The following is a 15867-nucleotide window of genomic DNA, read 5'->3' on the forward strand; positions in this document are numbered from 1 at the left end:
ATGCTACAAATACTGGATTTTACCCGCGACAACATCATCGCTTCCAAAGCCGAAGGACAACTGAAAGGGCACGACATGGAAAAGATAAATCCGCTGGTGCACAACATTGTGGCCAGTGGCCAAAAAATAAGGTGGTACTTTGAGATGGAAAACTTCACGGGCTGGAACGCCAAAGGCCTGTGGGAAGACCTGAAAATGGACCTGCAGCATGCCCGGAATTATGAACGCATTGCGATGGTAGGCGAGAAGAAGTGGCAGGAATTGATAACGCAGTTTATGAAGCCCTTCACCTCAGCCGAAATCCGGTATTTTGACCTGGCCGACAAAGCAGCAGCCAGAGCCTGGATTGAAAGTTAACCGGCGACCACAGGAATGCGGCAGCTGCGCTGCTTCAGGTGCCGTTAGTCAAACAGCAGTTTGGCGCCGCCCAGGAAAATAAATATCCAGATCAGTCCTTTGATCAGGAAGAAAAGGAAGCCGGCGATGCCAAGCTTTTTCAGGCTGTTCTTCAGTTTAGACATAAGCTGTACCGTGTATCAAGTGATTGCTAGGTGTTACAAAGGTACGAACTACAACAACTGCATAAAAGTTTAGTTCAGGTGATGTTTGTCATTTGCCTGCACGTGCTCAATCGCATCAGCGAGTTTTTCCAGTATTTTTTTGTCCTTGATTTTCCTGACGTCTCTTTCAAAAGACTTGTCAATCCGGACAATCACTTACGCAGGCTTTTGATAAAATCCTTTGTATCGGTATATTCTCCTGTTTTACCATTTTCGATAGCCTGTATCATGGCTAAATCTTCTGCATCTTCTGGCGTTAAAACTTTTGTTTTGATGCCCAGTTTGTTGGCTAACGCGATAAGCAGCTGCAAATCGGAGTCTGATTCACCTGATAATAAGACTGTTTTCATTTTTTGATTCATTTAAATTAGTGGCCGGAATTATTATTCTAAACGGGATAAGCCGTTATATTGCTGCTAATTGCCGGATGTTTTTATTTTTCCTTCTAACCCCATCACACCTGCAACTGCTGCATATACGAAGCGCCGACCGGCACCTCATGCCCTTGTACGGTTACCTGGTGGCGCTCAATTTTGTCGATTTTGTCTTTGGCGACGATGTAGGAGCGGTGCACGCGGGTGAACCTGTCGGCAGGTAAGAGTTCGCTTGCTTCGTTGATGGTCATTCGCGGCAGCAGCTTTTTATGCTCCAGCACAAATGCGGCATAATTGCCTGCTGCTTCTATAAACAGGATTTCATCATAATGCACCTTTACCTGCTCGTAGCCGGTTTTCAGGAAGATAAAATCTTTCGGGGCAACGGCCTGGGTGCGGAGCTGTAGCAGTTCCTGTGCCTTGTTGCAGGCTTTTACGAAACGGGCCAGCGAGAAAGGCTTTAACAGGTAATCGGTCGCGTCGAGCTCGAAGCTGGTGACGGCATGCTCGGAGTAAGCGGTGGTAAAAATAACGAGCGGCTTTTTGGGCAGGCTCGTCACGAACTCCAGTCCCGAGATGTCGGGCATTTTGATGTCGAGGAACAGCAAGTCTACGTGCTCGTGCTGCAGGTATTCCAGTGCTTTAAAGGCATCGGTAAAGCAGGCTTTCAGCTCCAGGAAAGGCACTTTGGCGGCAAGGGAGCGCACCACCTCCAGCGCCATCGGCTCGTCGTCTATTGCAATTGCTTTCATCAGTTCTGTTTTACTTTCTGAATGTAATATTTTTCTGCTGCATTTGCCACTTCACCGATAGCTTTTACAGCTGCAGCGTGAGATGCACAAAGAATTCCTCTGCTGTTTCCCGTATCACCAACTCGTGCCGGTTGGGGTAGAGCAGGGCCAGGCGCTGCTTTACATTTGTCAGGCCCACGCCCGATTGGTTTTTCTCCGGGTCCTGGTCCTGTTTGCGCTGCACGCTGTTGTACACGTCAAAGTAGAGCTTGTCCTGCCAGTAGTGCAGCGTAATCTTAATCCAGGACTTGTGCGTGAGGCTGATGCCGTGCTTGAAGGCGTTTTCCACAAACGGAATGAGCAGCATGGGCGCTATAAACTTCTCTTCCAGCACGTCCTCTATTTTTGTTTCGATCACAATGTTTGGTGAGGCGGAAGTGCGTAGCGCCTGCAGCTCGATGTAGTTGCGCATGTACTCGATTTCGCGTGCCAGCAGGATCTTGTGCTGGATGTTCTCGTGCAGCATAAAGCGCATCATGTCGCCGAGCATCTGGATGCCCTGGGCCGTGCGTTCGCTGTTTTCCTGCAGGGCCGTGCCGTAGAGGGTATTGAGGGCGTTGAACAAAAAGTGCGGGTTTATCTGGGAGCGCAGAAAATCGAGGTTGGCAGAGGTTTGCCCGAGTTCTTTTTTTAAGGAGCTTAGCTCATTGGCTTTCTTCCGGTTTGCATAGTAAATTAGCCAGGAAAAAGGTATCATTACCAAAAGCTGTATCTTCCAGAGTAAAAAGAAACCTGCCACTGCGAGGCCTGTTTTATGCAAAATGGCAAATGCAATCATAAACGGGATAAAAAACAACATCGAGAAAAACAACAGCTTAATCAGGTAGTTCAGGAGCTGCCTGTTTAGCCAGTAAGACTGGTGCTGCCTGTTGTTTTCTTCGTACTCCGGGAGGAGCCAGTGCCGGTTTAACGCATACAAAACATAGGCATAGGGCAGTTGTGTAGCCCATAGTTGAGTGGCTTCATATTTTAGTTCAGGGTCATGGGTGATCACAAGTAGCAGGAGGAACCCCAGCCAGATTGCCCCAACAACGGTCGACTCTCGCTTTATCTGTGCTGCAGCAGCGCTAAGATAAGCGTTTTCGCTCCTCCTGTACAGGCGCATGGCATTTTCTTTTAATACAACATATAGTACATAGCCCATGCCTATGAATATCACCAGCAACAGATTTTTACGGATGAAGCTGAATGTATCGGCCTTAGAAGCATTTTCCCAGAAAACAGCTATTGAAAAAGAAAACACTACAACTATAAAAGTAAGTACACTGAGCAATACAGTAGCCATGTATTTCTTTCGTAAAAACAGCTTTGGGTAGATGTGATAATGTACAAACAGGAAGGCAGTAAACAGTGTCAGATACTTCACTAGAGGAAACAGGTATCTCTTGTACAGGTGCAGATGCCAGTATCCCGGGGTGTGGCTGTTTGGGTGTTCCAACATATCGACATCACTAAAGTTACCTAATTCAGCGGACAGCTGGTACTCTTCTACGAATTGGTAAGTCTTTAGGAATGATTGCAGCATCAGGAAGGTGAAAACTGCGGTTACTGCCCAAAATTCAATCTTTCTCAGTTTCATATCGTTTTTTTTGATACAATCTTACCGGAAAGATAACAGGTCGGAAACTAAATGTGACGAATGCCGGGAAAGATGTGACGAAACAGGCTGAAGAAAGTCTTTTTAGTACAGGATAGGAGGAGTAATGTCCTCTGCATACGAAATAACAAAATTTTTCCTGCTTCAAGTTTTCAACTTGGAGCTTTTTATGGTGAAAGCTTTCAGCTTTCGTAGTGGGAGTTTGCAGTCTGCATAGCCACGCAAGTTGAAAACTTGCTCGATTATAGCTCCAAGTTGAAAACTTGAAGCAGTGTTTTCTGGGAGGTGCAGCAAATAAAAATGCCTGAAAGAAAAGCGTTACCGGCTGCGCCTGGCTTCTTTTTTATGCAGCCGTTCCTGCACCTGCGGACTAACAAGTTCGCGCAGGGCGCCGGAGGCTATCCAGCTGGCGCTTTTGCTGCCGCTTTGCTTCAGTTGGTCTGCCAGATCGATGGCTTGTCCGTTTAAAAACAGGTTTCGCTTGCCAATCTGCCGCAGCGCCCAGTTTACGGCTTTCTTCACGAAGTTCCGGTTGTCGGTGGCGCCCTGCACCAGGTAGGGGAAAAACTGCAGGAAGCTGGTATCAGGCGCTTTTTTATCGTGCACGGCCAGGGTGGCCATCATCACAAACCCGGCCCGTTTCCGGAATTCGTCGGTGCTGCCGGTCCATTCCAGGGCTTTGGCGTAGGCGAAGGGTGTTTTAATGAACAAGCCGCTACAGGCCTGGTCGCAGATGTCCCAGGAGCTGAAGTCGTTTACCCAGCACTCCAGCAGCTCCTCTGTTACCTGCTTCGGTTCGGCGATGAAGATGGCCAGCAGCCGGGCCTCGTGCACGTTGGTGTCCCAGAGCTGCAGGGCGAGCGGGTGGTTCTTTTTGATTTGCCTGGCAAGTGCCCGCAAGGCAGGCAGCCGGATTCCTAAAGCAGTGCTGCTGTCGATGCCAAACCGCTGCATACCGTCTTTAAAGTCGGGGTTGGCCAGCTGGAGCAGCTCTTCAATTACAGCGTCGGGTGTGATGGGAGTTGGAGCCATTATTTTTTGTAGTTAACATCGGCGATGCTTTCCGCCATGCGTTTAAAAATAAAAAAATGAAAAGGCAGCACCGCGTACCAGTACAGCCTTCCTTTCACACCTCTGGGACGGAAAGTGGCTTCCTGGTAGAGGATGTTGTTTTCGATGCGGAACTCGAGCCAGGCTTCGCCGGGAAGCTTCATTTCGGCATAGAGCAGCAGGCGGCGCTGTTCTTTATCGGCCAAAATAACGCGCCAGAAATCGAGGGCGTCACCGGTGTTTATTTTGTCCGGTGAGGTGCGGCCGCGGCGAAGGCCGGTGCCGCCCACCAGCTTGTCAATAAGGCCGCGCAGCTGCCAGAGCCAGTTGGCCGCATACCAGCCATTGTCGCCGCCAATGGACCAGATACGGGCCATTACGGCGTCCGGGTCACTTATTTTTACCTGCTGTTTGTCCTTGAAACACCCTTCTGCCGGTACCTGGATGTAAGCAGAAAGTTTTGTGCTGATGTTGCCGCTGATAAGCGAATCTTTCCAGCTCGAGATAATCAGGTTCTGGTCTATCCGCCGGAAAGCAGTTGCTATCGCCTCGCGAAAAGACAAGGGGTTCACCTGCAGCAGTTCGTTGATGCGGTTGTCTTTGCAGATAACTTCCACCATCATGCTGTTAACCAGGTTCACGGCCAGCGGGTACGATACCGACGTGACGAAGTAGAGCCAGTAGGAGGAGAGCCGCGGCGTAAGTACCGGCACCGTGATAATGTAACGCTTCAGCTGCCGGACCTCCGCAAACGTCAGCAGCATTTGCCTGTACGACAGAATATCAGGTCCGCCGATGTCGAAGCTTTGGTTAAAGGTTTTTTCGTTGAGCAGCGTTTTGTGCAGGAACGTGATGACGTCGCGGATGCCGATGGGCTGGCACCGGGTGTTTAGCCATTTCGGGGCCACCATCACCGGCAGTTTCTCGACCAGGTCGCGCATAATTTCGAACGAGGCGCTGCCGGAGCCCACAATAATACCGGCCCGGAGGGTGGTGAAGTTGTAGCTGCCCGCTGCCAGAATATCCTCCACATGTTTCCGGGAAGCCAGGTGCCTGGACAGGGTTTTGTCGTTTACAATGCCGCTCAGGTACACCACGTGCTTTACCTGCGTCCGGCTCATGTACTGGCTGAAGTTAGTGGCCGTCAGCGCTTCCTGCTCCTCGAAATTTCCGGAAGTGGCGCTCATGGAGTGCAGCAGGTAGTAAGCGCCGTCCAGGTCGGTGGGGATGGCGGCTAAGGTAGCCGCTTTCAGAAAATCGACCTCCACCACTTCAAGCTGTGCGGCATGCGGCGTGTTGGGCCTGAACCTGCTTTTATCGCCCACGCAGCACACCACCTGGTGCCCGTTTTCGAGCAGGACAGGCAGCAGCCGTTTGCCAATGTAGCCGGTGGCGCCGGTGAGGAGTATTTTCATGTGCATACAGGCAAAACAGCCGGTTTTCTGTTTAACAGGAAATCTGTGAGAAAGTTGAGGGTTTAATGAAAATTGTGGAGGAGAGGGTATGGTGGCTGAACCTTTGATTAACAGTGATTAATATGATTAGTGTGATTTCTTTGTCTGAACACGATTAAATGATTAATGGATTACCAGGAGCAGCGGAAATGGTGGCTGGAGCTGCAGAACTTATTTTGTCTTAACCACTGATTTTTGTGATTTTATTGATTTACTTGATTTTTTGTCTGAATCAGGATTTACGGAATTTTAGGATTTTCAGGATTCAATAGGCTGGAGTTTACAACATTCTGTCATTGGGGAAGAATCTTAGAAATGACTACTAACAGCATCTCTCAGCTATTCTATTAAGTGCCATAGATAATTGCCATAGAACAGCAGCAGCGGCTGTGGTGGCAGGTGGAAAGGAATTAAAGAACCTATTTCGGCAGCAGGAAATGTAGCAAGACAAAATCAAGCCAATCAATTTAATCACAAAAATCAAAGGTTAAGACAAAATAAGTTGTTCTGCTCCAGCCACCATTGCCGCTGCTCCTGGTAATCCATTGATCATTTACCTAGTAATCCATTAATCATTTAATCGTGTTCAGACAAAGAAATCACAGTAATCAATTAAATCAGCGAAAATCAACGGTTCAGACAACTTTTTATTTGCTAAAATATTTAGTTAAACAAGGCCTGTTTATCAACGGGATAGAAAATAAAACCATTTTAAAAGCTAAATATTTTAGTTTTATATATAGCTTTTGCTAATTTGCTTCGTAAAAGAGCAGTAATGGAAGCGAAGATAATACCTATAACACCCGAAGAGCTGGTGGTACACGGCATCAGTACCGAGGCGCATGCTGTCCTGTTGCTTTTTGCGGCAACGGTGCGGGCCGGTTTTCCGAGTCCGGCAGCAGACTATTCGGCCGAGCCGATTGACCTGAACAGCTACATCACCCAGAACCCTACCTCCACCTTCCTGGTGAAAGTGGAAGGCGACTCCATGATTGGCGCGCACATAGAGCCCGGCGACCTGGCCGTAGTAGACCGCTCCGTGAAACCGGAAAGCGGTAAAATCGTGCTGGCGTTTGTGGAAGGCGAGTTTACCATCAAGCGCCTGCTGTTTAAAAAGGACGGGACGTACCTGGTGCCCGAGAACCCCAACTACAGCGCCCTGAAAGTTGAGAACCCGGATGCTGGCCGCATCTGGGGAGTGATAGTGGGCGTGGTCAAAAAACTGTAGCTGCTTATGACGTCGCTGTTTGCCCTGGTGGATTGCAATAACTTTTATGCCTCCTGCGAGCGGGTGTTTGACCCGCGGCTGGAGGGGAAGCCGGTGGTGGTGCTGAGCAACAACGATGGCTGCATTATCGCCCGCTCCAACGAGGCCAAGGCTTTGGGCATCAAAATGGGGCAACCGGCGTTTGAGGTGCGGGAACTGGTAAAGCAACACGGGGTGCAGGTGTTCAGCTCGAACTACGAGCTGTATGGCGATATGTCGCGGCGGGTAGTGAACACGCTGGCGCAGTTCACGCCCAGCCTGGAGGTGTACTCCATCGACGAAAGTTTCCTGGACCTGGGCGATTTCCTGGCGCACCCCGATGTGGCTGCTTATGCCAAAGAGATAAAAGAAACAACGAAGCTCTGGACCGGCATTCCGGTGTCGGTGGGGGTGGCGCCTACCAAAACGCTGGCGAAACTGGCTAACCGCTTATCGAAGAAATGGACAGATGCAGCAGGCGTACTGGTGCTGACGGAGGCGCAGGCGATAGAAGAGGCACTGCAGCGTACGGCAGTGGAGGATGTGTGGGGCATTGGGCGGCAGCATGCGCAGCGGCTTCGGCAGCAGGGGGTGCACACGGCCCTGGACCTGCGCAACCTGCCCGATGCGTGGGTAAAAAAGCACATGGCGGTAACGGGGCTGCGCACGGTGCGGGAGCTGCGTGGCGAGCCCTGCGCCGACCTGGAGCTGGAGGTGCCGGCCAAGCAGAACATCTGCACCTCGCGCTCCTTCAGCCGCCCCCTGACCGAACTGACCGACATCGAAGAGGCGCTGGCGACGCACGTGGTGCGTTGCGCCACCAAACTCCGGAAGCAGCACAGCTGTGCCGGCGCCCTCACCGTTTTCCTGACCACCAGCCGCTTTGCCGCCAAAGAGCAGCAGTACTACGACAGCCGCACCGCCCGTTTGCCCGGCCCTACCGGCAGCGAACTGGAGTTGCTGCACCAGGCCCGCCGCCTGCTCCGGGGCATGTTCCGGCACGGCTACCGCTACAACAAAACAGGGGTTATCCTCTCGGAGCTGGTGCCCGAAACGCAGGTGCAGCTCACACTTTTTGGCGGAGAGCAGTCTGAAAAGCAGGCCAAACTCATGCAGGCGCTCGACAGCCTCCGCGACCGGTTCGGGCATGGGGTGGTGAAGAACGGGGTACAGGGCACCGCCCAAAGGTGGATTATGAGCCAGGAACACTGCTCGCCCTGCTACACCACGCGCCTCGATGAAATAATCCGGGCAAGGTAAACAGGTAGCGGCCTTTGGTGCAGCAGCTGGTTAAATTAAGCTATCTTTGTTTTGAATCGCACAGCAAGTAACATGAAAAAAGTACTCGTCACCAGAGATCTGCCGGACGTTGGCGTTGACCTGCTTCGCCAGGAAGGATTTGAAGTAACCGTCTGGACAAAAAACAGGCCCATGACACAGGCCGAACTGCTGGAGGAGGCCCGGCAACACGATGCGCTGCTCTGTACCAGTGCCGACCGGATAGACGCTGCCTTCCTCGACAGCTGCCGCCACCTGGAGATCATTTCGCAGTTTGCTGCCGGTTACGATAACATGGATGTGGCAACCGCCACACGGTTGGGCGTCCCACTGGGCAACGCCCCGCATGCCATGAGCGAAGCCACTGCCGATGTTGCTTTCGGGTTGATGATTGCTGTGTCCCGGAAGATGTTTCATTTGCACAAGAAGATAATTAATGGCGAGTGGCGCAGCTTCAGTCCGAAGGCCAATTTGGGGATGGAGCTGAAAAACAAAACGCTGGGCATTTTCGGGTTGGGGCGTATCGGGCTGGAAATGGCCAGGCGCTGCAAAGGGGCGTATAACATGGAAGTGATCTACTGCAACCGCAATCCGAATCCCGAAGCTGAAAAGGAGGTAGGGGCGAGGCGCGTCAGCTTTAACGATTTGCTTATGCAGAGCGATGTGCTGTCGGTGCACTGCCTGCTGAGCGGGGAAACAACAGGTATTTTTAACAGCACGGCATTCAGCAGGATGAAACGATCTGCTATTTTTATCAATACCGCCAGAGGAGGGGTGCACCAGGAGAAGGATCTAATCCGGGCGCTGAAAAAAGGTGACATTTGGGGGGCTGGCCTGGATGTGACCAACCCGGAGCCCATGCAACCAAACAACCCCTTGCTGGCGATGGAAAATGTAGCAGTGCTGCCCCACATTGGTTCCGCCACCGTGGAAGCCCGGAGCCAGATGTCGTGGTTAGCAGCAGCGAACATCGTTGCCTTTTATAAAGGAGAGCCGGTGCCGCATCTGGTAAATCCGGAGGTAAAGGCAGGTAAACCGGAGTAAAAACAGCTGCTGCAGCAAAAAAATGAGCTACGGTTCCTAAAAGTTATTGGCTAACAGTTGATAAAGAAATTTTATCAGTCGTAAAAAGAAGCTGAGAGCCTGTTTTCTGTGCCGGCTGGTATTGCGTGTAACATGTTGTGTCAGTCTGATGGTAGCAGCAGAGCAGCAGCGGCTGTGGTGGCAGGTGCTGCAGAATAAAAAGGCCGTTTGGAATGCAAAGCCGGAGGCAATGCAAACAAAAAGCCCCGGAACCTGTTAGGAACCGGGGCTCTGGTAGCGGGGAGCAGAATCGAACTGCCGACCTCAGGGTTATGAATCCTGCGCTCTAACCATCTGAGCTACCCCGCCGAATTGTGCTGCAAATGTAGGTAATATTTTTTTATATGCGCAATAGTTCGCCCAGAAAAAAAATATTTTATTTTCAACATGTTTACAGAACCGGAAATTAATACTATACTTACTCAAACACTTACGACAGGTTCCTATGACGAAAACGAAAAAGACAAAGTTTGTGCGCGAATACCCGATAAACGCATCTGCCAAGCTGCTTTATCCTTACCTGAGCACGCCGGGCGGACTGGCACAGTGGTTTTGCGATGATGTCAAAATCGACGAGAACAAAAACTTTAATTTCATCTGGGACGGGCGCAGCCACTTTGCCGAAATGACCGGCCACCGGGTAAACCGGTCGGTGCGCTTTATTTTCCTGGACGATGATAAAAACCACGTTCCGGACGCACCTTATGTAGATTTTTCAATCGAGTCGAGCGAACTGACACAGGAGCAGTACCTTAAAGTAATCGATTATTCGGAGGAAGACGACCAGGAAGAGATGGAAGAACTCTGGGAATACCTCATCCAGAACCTGCGCGAGATAATTGGTGGGTAAAGTCCGCATGATAATGCCTATCTTTGCACGATTTTTGGAGGCACCTGTTAGTATACCGGCACTGTAGCAGCCGGCACGCTACCTTGCTTTGTTGGCTAACATGAAAAAACTAGATAAGCTTATACTTCGGTCGTTTATCGGCCCCTTCTTTCTCACATTTGCGGTAGTGGAGTTTATTCTGCTCACGCAGTACATGCTCAAGTACCTCGACGAACTGGTTGGAAAAGACCTTGGAGGGGAGATATTTGCCGAACTGCTCTTTTACTTCAGCCTGAACATGGCCCCGGTGGCACTGCCGCTGGCCGTGTTGCTGTCGTCGCTCATGACCTTTGGTACCCTGGGCGAGCACCACGAACTGACGGCTATCAAAACCTCGGGCATAGCGCTGCCGCGTATCCTGATGCCGGTGTTTGTGCTGGTGGTGGGTGTTATGGTGGGCGCTTTCTTTTTCAACAACAGAATTGTGCCCAAGGCCAACCTGAACGCCTACAGCCTGCTCTGGGATATCCGCCAGAAAAAGCCTGCCATGAACTTTAAGGAAGGCGCCTTTTACAACGGCCTGCCGGGGTACAGCATCAAAATAAACGAAAAATTCAACGACGGGCGTTCGCTGCGGGATGTCATGATTTACGACCATTCCAAAGGAGGCGCCAATACCACCGTTATCCTCGCCGATTCGGGAACCATGTACACTGAGTACAACGACAATTACCTGGTGCTGGAACTGTTCGACGGCAATACCTATGTGGAGCAGAGCGATGGCGGTATCCGGAGTTCGACCGAGCAGTACGTGCGGCAGAATTTTGAGCAAAGCAAGATTATCTTTAACCTGTCGTCTTTCAGCCTGGAGCGTACCCGGAAAGAGTATTTTGCCGACAACAAAATGATGAAAAACATCGGGCAGCTAAACGTGGTAACCGACTCGCTGCGGCAGCACCGGGAAAAAGAGGTGCAAATGTTTCCGCCCAACATAGAGCCCTTTTATGCTTATTTTAAAGCGGATACCGGCCAGGTAAAAAATGGCTTCAGGCTGCTCGACAAGCAGCTGGAGCGGGAACTGCCGCCTATAAGTACGGATGTGGCGAATGGCGCGATCAACAGGGCACGGAATATCAAGAGTTTTATCGAAAGCTATATGGAGCGCCTGAACCATGCCCGGCGCGAAGCAAATAATTACGAGATCGAAATATGGCGAAAATATACGCAGTCGGCTGCCATCCTGATCATGTTCCTGATCGGTGCCCCACTTGGCGCCATTATCAAGAAAGGCGGGCTGGGGGTACCGGTTATCATTTCGATCATCTTCTTTATTATTATGTATGTGCTGGCCATTCTGGGCGAGAAGTGGGCCCGGGAGGGGTTGGTTTCCGTGGGGCTAGGCATGTGGGGCGCCAATATTATTCTGCTGCCCATCGGGTTGTTCTTCCTCTACCAGGCCAGAAACGATTCCAGCCTGCTGGAAGTCGACTTCTGGCGCAAACTGATGGAACGCCTGCGCCGCAAAAAGCTGGACAGCATTTAGGAAGTTAGAGAGTTTGGGAGGTAGAGAGTTTGGGAGTTTAAGAGTTAGAAAGGTAGAAAGGTAGAAAGGTAGTGAACATGTAGGGGTTGAAAATCTTCAACCCTGTAACAGAAAGGTAGAGAGATTGGTTCGTGCAGGAGACGCGGTGCCCGCGTCTCCTGCACGAACCACAAACAATCTTAATCCTGTTAATCCATAAATCTGGCGAATCCAAATTCAGACAAAAAATCAACGGTTCAGACAAGCAGCAGAGACAATGGTGGCAGGAGCAGAAAACATTTTATGACAACTAACCTGATTTCCCTGGTAATAAATAACCTGTAACGAATAAGTAAATTTGTTTTTTGTTGAAGATAAAATTTTATATCTTTGCGGCTTATATGGCTACCTGGGTTTAAGAAAAAAACAGTTTGATATTTTAAAATACGCAATGAAATTAACTACTGAAGCGAAACAAGAAATTTTTGAAAAGTACAGCCAAAGCAAATCAAAGGCTGATACAGGTTCTGCTGAAGCTCAAATCGCGCTTTTCTCTACGCGCATCGCTGACCTGACAGAGCACCTTAAAATACACAAGAAAGACTACGGCACCCGTCTTGGTCTTCTTAAACTGGTAGGTAAAAGAAGAAGATTACTTAACTACCTGGCCAAAAATGATATTGAGCGTTACAGAGCGATCATCGGTGAGCTAGGTATCAGAAAATAAGCTTATATTTACTAGGGAATTCATACAGGAATTCCCTATTCTTTTTCTAGTTATTCCAAGCCTTTCCTTTTTGCCAGTACCGACAGCGGCCACAATGGGTAGCCCTGTCTTTTTTGATGCTAAAAAAATAATGAAGATGCCTTATACTGCGATAAACAAAACAATCCTTCTTCCGGATGGCCGGGAGATAACAATAGAAACTGGTAAATTAGCCAAACAGGCAGATGGCTCCGTAGTTGTGAAAATGGGTAACACCATGCTATTGGCAGCTGTAGTTTCACAAAAAGAAGCCCGCGAGGGAGTAGACTTCCTGCCGCTCTCCGTGGATTACCAGGAAAAATTTGCTTCGTCCGGTAAAATACCCGGTGGTTTCCTGAAAAGGGAAGCGAGACTTTCGGATTACGAAATCCTGGTGTCGCGCCTGGTAGACCGCGTGCTGCGTCCTCTGTTCCCGGACGACTACCATGCAGAAACACAGATGTCTATCAACCTGATTTCGGCTGATACGGATATCATGCCGGATGCACTTGCTGCACTGGCCGCTTCTGCTGCACTGGCTGTTTCGGATATTCCGTTCAACGGTCCTATCTCGGAAGTACGTGTTGCCCGTATTGATGGACAGCTTGTGATTAACCCTGGTGTTAACGACCTGCAGCGTGCCGACATCGATATGATTGTGGGTGCCTCTATGGACAGCGTGACGATGGTGGAAGGGGAGATGAACGAGGTTTCGGAAGAAGAAATGCTCGAGGCAATCGCTTTTGCCCACGAAGCCATTAAAGTACAGTGCCAGGCGCAACTGGAACTGGCGGAGATGGTTGGCAAGCTGGAGAAACGCGAATACCTGCACGAAAGCTCTGACGAAGAACTTCGCGAGGCAATCTACAAAGCTACTTACGACAAAGCCTATGAAGTTGCCAAGAGAGGCAGCGCTGTAAAAGCAGAGCGTAAAAAAGGCTTTAAAAGTGTGCTGGAAGAGTACATGGCTACCCTTCCGGAAGACCATCCCTATGATCCGGTTCTCATAAACAGGTATTTCCACGAGGCTGAGAAAGATGCCGTTCGCAACATGATCCTGAACGATCGTGTACGCCTGGATGGCCGCCAGCTGGACGAGATTCGCCCGATCTGGACAGAAATCAATTACCTGCCGGCTACACACGGTTCGGCCATCTTTACCCGTGGCGAAACGCAATCGCTTACTACGGTTACCCTTGGTACCAAACTGGACGAGCAGCTGATCGACAGCGCCATGGTATCAGGCACAAACAAGTTCCTGTTGCACTATAACTTCCCTGCCTACTCCACCGGCGAGGTGAAGCCAAACAGAGGCCCGGGCCGAAGAGAAGTAGGACACGGTAACCTGGCGCTGCGAGCACTTAAAAAGGTGCTTCCACCGGATTCCGAAAATCCATATACCATCCGTATTGTTTCTGATATCCTGGAGTCGAACGGTTCGTCTTCTATGGCAACGGTTTGTGCAGGCAGCTTAGCGCTGATGGATGCCGGTGTGCCCGTAAGAGATGCCGTTGCCGGTATTGCCATGGGACTTATCACGGATGAGAAAACCCATAAATTTGCTGTTCTTTCCGATATCCTGGGCGATGAAGACCACCTGGGCGATATGGACTTTAAGGTAGCCGGTACGCAGAAAGGTATCACGGCCTGCCAGATGGACATCAAAGTAAAAGGCTTATCGCATGATGTACTGAGCCAGGCGCTGGCGCAGGCAAGAGCAGGTCGTTTGCATATCCTGGGCGAGATGGCCAAAACTATCTCTTCGCCGAACGTAGATTACAAGCCGCATACACCACGCTCTTACAACATGATCATCGACAAAGAGTTTATCGGAGCGGTAATCGGACCAGGCGGTAAAGTTATCCAGCAGATCCAGAAAGACACTGGCGCTACCATCATCATCGAAGAGAAGAATGAGAAAGGCCACGTGAACATTTTCGCCAACAACCAGGACTCCATGGACGATGCGGTGCGCAAGATCAAAGCCATCGTAGCCCAGCCTGAAATCGGTGAGATTTACATTGGTAAAGTGAAGTCTATCCAGCCATACGGTGCCTTTGTGGAGTTCATGCCTGGTAAAGACGGCTTGCTGCACATTTCCGAAATCAAGCACGAGCGCCTCGAAACAATGGATGGCGTGCTCGAGATTGGCGAAGAAGTGAAGGTGAAGCTGATCGATGTAGATAAGAAAACAGGCAAGTTCAAGCTTTCCCGCAAAGCGGCTCTGCCTAAAACAGATGCCCCTAACCAAGGCTAATTGTTTAGCTTAAACACTCCTGGTACAGGCGCTTAACTACAGAAGCGCAGTACCAGGAGTGCTTTTTTCTACTCCTGCTGCTATAGTTCTTGATTTTATTTCGGATAAGTAAGAACTTTGCCCGATTTTCTGGTGTTAACAATTCAAAGCCGAAAAAATAGTTTACATATAAATTGATTAATAACAAATCTGATGAGACAGCTCAAGATAAGCAAACAGATCACGAACCGAGAAAGCCAGTCACTTGATAAGTATTTGCAGGAGATTGGTAAAGTTGATTTGCTTACTCCGGATGAAGAGGTGTCGTTAGCACAAAGGATTAAAGAGGGAGATCAGTTTGCACTTGAGAAATTAACAAAAGCCAACCTGCGTTTCGTGGTGTCGGTAGCCAAGCAGTACCAGAACCAGGGCCTCTCGTTAGGAGACCTGATTAACGAAGGTAACCTGGGCTTGATTAAAGCAGCTAAGCGTTTCGACGAAACAAGGGGCTTCAAATTTATCTCATATGCCGTATGGTGGATTCGCCAGTCTATTCTGCAGGCACTGGCCGAGCAGTCGCGTATTGTGCGTCTGCCCCTGAACCGTGTCGGATCCCTGAATAAGATTTCCAAATCATTCTCCGAACTGGAGCAGAAGTTTGAGCGGGAGCCATCTCCGGAAGAAATTGCCGAAGTGCTGGAACTGACTACTGCCGAGGTGGTAGATACACTGAAAATCTCCGGACGCCACGTATCGGTGGATGCACCTTTTGTGCAGGGCGAAGAAAACAGGTTGCTGGACGTGCTGGAGAACGAGGATGAAGAATCGCCGGATACCGGGCTGATGAACGACTCGCTTCGCAAAGAAGTACAGCGTGCCCTTTCTACTCTTACCAAGCGTGAGGCAGATGTGATTACCTTGTACTTCGGGTTGAACGGGGAACACTCGTTAACACTGGAAGAAATAGGAGAGAAATTTAACCTGACACGCGAACGTGTACGCCAAATAAAAGAAAAGGCAATCAGACGTCTTCGTCATACTTCCCGAAGCAAAGCATTGAAACCCTATCTGGGTTAATTACTGCAAGTTACCTCCAAAGCCC

At 50.0% G+C, this 15867-nt stretch carries 15 protein-coding genes and 1 tRNA gene; 9 read left to right on the forward strand and 7 right to left on the reverse strand.

Annotation, left to right across the window (positions count from 1 at the left end; genetic code table 11):
* Complete coding sequence (locus DCW36_RS11955) at window positions 1–357, forward strand: SpoIIAA family protein (RefSeq protein ID WP_114781534.1); 357 nt, start codon at window positions 1–3, stop codon at window positions 355–357.
* 233 nt (window positions 358–590) lie between these two features.
* Here DCW36_RS11955 and DCW36_RS22950 read toward each other — a convergent pair whose 3' ends face one another.
* From DCW36_RS22950 to DCW36_RS11980, 6 genes are all read right to left on the reverse strand, one after another.
* Entirely contained in the window at window positions 591–716 is a 126-nt protein-coding gene (locus DCW36_RS22950; protein ID WP_262708145.1) for a hypothetical protein, read from the reverse strand.
* Window positions 713–910 carry a hypothetical protein gene (locus tag DCW36_RS11960; RefSeq protein ID WP_125185340.1) on the reverse strand — a complete coding sequence of 66 codons (198 nt, stop codon included), beginning with the start codon at window positions 908–910 and terminating at the stop codon, window positions 713–715. Before DCW36_RS11960 ends, DCW36_RS22950 begins: the two co-directional genes overlap by 4 nt.
* Before the next feature lie 104 nt (window positions 911–1014).
* Window positions 1015–1686 carry a LytR/AlgR family response regulator transcription factor gene (locus tag DCW36_RS11965; protein ID WP_114781535.1) on the reverse strand — a complete coding sequence of 224 codons (672 nt, stop codon included), beginning with the start codon at window positions 1684–1686 and terminating at the stop codon, window positions 1015–1017.
* A gap of 64 nt (window positions 1687–1750) precedes the next feature.
* Window positions 1751–3010: a sensor histidine kinase gene (locus tag DCW36_RS11970; RefSeq protein WP_240676153.1), complete on the reverse strand. Its 1260-nt coding sequence runs from the start codon at window positions 3008–3010 to the stop codon at window positions 1751–1753.
* Window positions 3011–3640: 630 nt separating this feature from the next.
* Complete coding sequence (locus tag DCW36_RS11975) at window positions 3641–4354, reverse strand: DNA alkylation repair protein (RefSeq protein WP_114781536.1); 714 nt, start codon at window positions 4352–4354, stop codon at window positions 3641–3643.
* Entirely contained in the window at window positions 4354–5787 is a 1434-nt protein-coding gene (locus DCW36_RS11980) for an SDR family oxidoreductase (protein ID WP_114781619.1), read from the reverse strand. Before DCW36_RS11980 ends, DCW36_RS11975 begins: the two co-directional genes overlap by 1 nt.
* 814 nt (window positions 5788–6601) lie before the next feature.
* Here DCW36_RS11980 and DCW36_RS11985 point away from each other — a divergent pair.
* The 3 genes from DCW36_RS11985 (at window position 6602) to DCW36_RS11995 (ending at window position 9394) form a co-directional block, all read left to right on the forward strand.
* A complete protein-coding gene (locus DCW36_RS11985; protein WP_114781537.1) occupies window positions 6602–7054 on the forward strand; it encodes a LexA family protein in 453 nt (150 codons plus the stop codon).
* Window positions 7055–7060: 6 nt separating this feature from the next.
* The gene (locus tag DCW36_RS11990) at window positions 7061–8332 is read left to right on the forward strand and encodes a Y-family DNA polymerase (protein WP_114781538.1); all 1272 of its coding nucleotides are present in this window, start codon (window positions 7061–7063) and stop codon (window positions 8330–8332) included.
* Between the two features lie 72 nt (window positions 8333–8404).
* Window positions 8405–9394: a 2-hydroxyacid dehydrogenase gene (locus tag DCW36_RS11995; RefSeq protein WP_114781539.1), complete on the forward strand. Its 990-nt coding sequence runs from the start codon at window positions 8405–8407 to the stop codon at window positions 9392–9394.
* A 271-nt stretch (window positions 9395–9665) separates the two neighbouring features.
* On the opposite strand, the gene DCW36_RS12000 is transcribed toward DCW36_RS11995, so the two are convergent.
* Window positions 9666–9742: transfer RNA gene (locus DCW36_RS12000), tRNA-Met, on the reverse strand.
* Window positions 9743–9878: 136 nt separating this feature from the next.
* Between DCW36_RS12000 and DCW36_RS12005 the strand changes: the two genes are divergently transcribed.
* The 5 genes from DCW36_RS12005 to DCW36_RS12025 all read left to right on the forward strand — a co-directional run bounded on the left by DCW36_RS12005 (window position 9879) and on the right by DCW36_RS12025 (window position 15842).
* A complete protein-coding gene (locus DCW36_RS12005; RefSeq protein ID WP_114781540.1) occupies window positions 9879–10283 on the forward strand; it encodes an START-like domain-containing protein in 405 nt (134 codons plus the stop codon).
* Window positions 10284–10383: 100 nt separating this feature from the next.
* A complete protein-coding gene (locus DCW36_RS12010; RefSeq protein WP_114781541.1) occupies window positions 10384–11805 on the forward strand; it encodes an LptF/LptG family permease in 1422 nt (473 codons plus the stop codon).
* A 430-nt stretch (window positions 11806–12235) separates the two neighbouring features.
* Complete coding sequence (gene rpsO, locus DCW36_RS12015; protein WP_114781620.1) at window positions 12236–12511, forward strand: 30S ribosomal protein S15; 276 nt, start codon at window positions 12236–12238, stop codon at window positions 12509–12511.
* A 136-nt stretch (window positions 12512–12647) separates the two neighbouring features.
* Entirely contained in the window at window positions 12648–14786 is a 2139-nt protein-coding gene (gene pnp / locus DCW36_RS12020) for a polyribonucleotide nucleotidyltransferase (protein WP_114781621.1), read from the forward strand.
* A 192-nt stretch (window positions 14787–14978) separates the two neighbouring features.
* Entirely contained in the window at window positions 14979–15842 is an 864-nt protein-coding gene (locus tag DCW36_RS12025; RefSeq protein ID WP_007656436.1) for a sigma-70 family RNA polymerase sigma factor, read from the forward strand.
* Window positions 15843–15867 lie beyond the last annotated feature (25 nt).

This window comes from Botryobacter ruber, assembly GCF_003347595.2.
Taxonomy (GTDB): Bacteria; Bacteroidota; Bacteroidia; order Cytophagales; family Hymenobacteraceae; genus Pontibacter; species Pontibacter ruber_A.